Origin of the sequence: Bradyrhizobium sp. S69 (assembly GCF_009766005.1) — a bacterium.
Classification (GTDB): Bacteria; Pseudomonadota; Alphaproteobacteria; order Rhizobiales; family Xanthobacteraceae; genus Bradyrhizobium.
Genome location: NZ_LMUK01000041.1, coordinates 75,980 through 78,481, shown reverse-complemented (window position 1 = coordinate 78,481; position 2,502 = coordinate 75,980). Strand labels below are relative to the sequence as shown.

Below are 2,502 nucleotides of genomic sequence, written 5' to 3'. Positions count from 1 at the left end.
GGTCGAATTTACCGCCAAAATCCGCGTCGCCACGCGAGGCCATGGCCTATCTGCTCGACCGCGCGCTGCGTGCGCAAGGCCTCGTCAGCCTGGATTCGATCTGTCATCTTGATGCCCCCAGCAAGGCTGCAATCCGGCGCTTGATCGAGGCGCGGGTGCGAACCGGGGAGCTGGTGCCGGTCGGGCTCGAGGACGCCGGCAAGCAGGAGCACTGGGCGCGTCCCGAGACGCTGGAGAACATCGGCGCGGGGGCGTCCGATCTGGTGCACATTCTCTCGCCGTTCGATCCGCTGGTGATCCAGCGCAAGCGAACCGAATTGTTCTTCGGGTATGGCCATCGCTTCGAGGCCTATGTGCCGAAGGAGAAACGGCTGTTCGGCTATTTCGCGCTGCCGGTGCTGGCCGGCGACGACATCGTGGCCGCGATCGATCTGAAGACCGACCGCAAGGCGCGCAAACTGCTGATGCAGAAATGGAACTGGGTCGGCGCATCGCCAAAGGGCGGGCGCAAGGATCTCAAGCGCCGCATCGAGGAAGAATTGCACCGCTTCGAGCGGTTTCAACTCGCGGAGTGAGTGAGCCGGTCGAGCAGTAGGCCCAGTCCGTTTGAACCGTGGCTCATGAGGACGCAGGCTGGTCCGCGAGCGGAACGTTCAGCTCGAAAGCCGTCCCGCGCGCGGTCTCCACGAGGTGGATGGTGCCGCCATGGGCGTCGAGCATCGCGCGCACGATCGCAAGTCCCATGCCGGTGCCGCCGCTGTCGCGCCGCGTCGTGAAAAAGCTGTCAAAGATCTGCGGCCGGTTGTTGACGGAGACGCCTTCGCCATCGTCGGCTATCTGGACCAGCATCCGGTTGTCCCGCCGCGACGCAGAGATCTCCAGCGTCGTGCTGCCATGGCGCAGGGCGTTGTCGGCGAGGTTGGAAAGGATGATGCCGGCATTTTCCTCCGAGATCCGCAAGGCCAATTCGAGATCGCCGCGTGCGACGATCCCGAGCGAGGCGAACGCCGCGCGCAAATTGGTGATCGGCGCCGTCAGGCTGGTGACGCCGACCGCAATCGGGTTTTCCGCCCGCGCAAAATCCCGCAGGCGACTGGAGATTTTCGCCAGCCGGTCGGAATCGGCGATGATGTTGTCGAGAAACTTGCGCCGGTCGCGGTCGGTCATGACGGGGGTCGGCGCGTCGAGATCGTCGCGCAGCAATTCGGCGGCGCCCTGGATCGAGGTCAGTGGCGATTTCAATTCGTGCGACACGTGGGTGGCGAAGGTCGAGATGAAGCTCGATCGCGTATTCAGCCGCCGCGCCATATCAAGAAAGCTTTGCGACAGCCGGGCGAATTCGCTGGTGCCGTGACGTTTCAGCGGGCGCAACGCGTCATGGTCGCCCTTGCCGATCAGATCGGTGCGCTCGACCAGTTCGCGCATCGGCTCGGTGATGGTGCGATAGAACAACAGGCCGATCAGCAGCGTCGGCACGATCATGCACAATACGGCGATGGCGGCCTTGGCACGCTGCTCATACAGATAGATGAAGACATTGCTCGGGGTGCGCGAGGCGTAGATCACGCCCGCGACCTGGTCGCGCACAATCACGGGCATTGCGATGAAAACCCGCACGCCGGTGCCGCGGCTCAGCGAATAAAGCGGCGGCTCGTCATGCTTGGAGATGCGTGCCCGCAGCGCGGCGCTGAAGCGGCCATGCAGCGCCGCTGCGACCTCATTGAGATGCGCCAGCGAAAGGCCGATTTCGTCGCGACCCGCGATCACGACGCCGTTCGGGTCGAGCAGCCGAAACCCGGCCAGGGTCACGCGCTGGGTCGCGACCAGATCGGGCATCATGCGGGCGCCGAGCGCCACGAAGGCAGGATCGGCCGGCGCGGCCGGCGGGCTTGCGTCCGGTCTCGGCGGCAGCAGATTGCGGCTGATCAGTTCGAGTCTTGGCGACACCGGTCGATACGCTTCGGCCGGCGGTTGCTCTGTGTCGGGAGCGACCTTTGCACCCAGCGCGACGTCAGGCGGAATCGCGGTCTGGATCTCGCGCTGCATCGTCGCCGACAGCGCGGCGCATTGCGCGATCAGTTCGGCCTCGGTCTGCTGGATCAACTGGTTCTGGTAAACCTTGAGAAAATACAGGCTGAAGATCGGCAGCAACAGCACGCTGGTCAGGACCAGAAACACCACGAGGCTCAGCGACGGGCGCCATTTTCGGCGCGGGCCGGCGGAGGCTCCGGAATCGTTGCTCAACGCGCTGCCTCGCAGCGCCCCAGTTTGAATCCGACACCATGGACGGTCTCGATCACTGTGTCGCAGCCGGCGGTCGACATCTTGGCCCTGATGTTGCGGATGTGGCTGTCGATGGTGCGGTCGGCGACATGGATGTTTCCTTCATAGGCGGCGTCGAGGATCAATTCGCGGGTGAAGACCGATCCCGGCCGCGCCATCAAGGTGCGCAGGATCGCGAATTCGAGCGCGGTCAGCGACACCGCCTGACCAGCGAAGCTG

3 protein-coding genes are annotated in these 2,502 nt (G+C 64.5%); 1 reads left to right on the top strand and 2 read right to left on the bottom strand.

The window, feature by feature from the left end:
• The coding region (locus GSQ88_RS35720) for a DNA glycosylase AlkZ-like family protein (protein ID WP_246784851.1) at positions 1-575 on the top strand (575 nt) is incomplete at its 5' end.
• Positions 576-618: 43 nt separating this feature from the next.
• Here the strand turns inward: GSQ88_RS35720 and GSQ88_RS17740 are convergent.
• Both GSQ88_RS17740 and GSQ88_RS17735 read right to left on the bottom strand, forming a co-directional pair.
• Positions 619-2,244 (bottom strand): sensor histidine kinase, encoded by a 1,626-nt coding sequence (locus GSQ88_RS17740; protein ID WP_159009043.1) that lies wholly within the window; start codon positions 2,242-2,244, stop codon positions 619-621.
• Positions 2,241-2,502, bottom strand: a 262-nt coding sequence (locus GSQ88_RS17735) for a winged helix-turn-helix domain-containing protein (RefSeq protein WP_174248045.1), incomplete at its 5' end; no start/stop codon positions are given. The genes GSQ88_RS17740 and GSQ88_RS17735, both read right to left, overlap by 4 nt.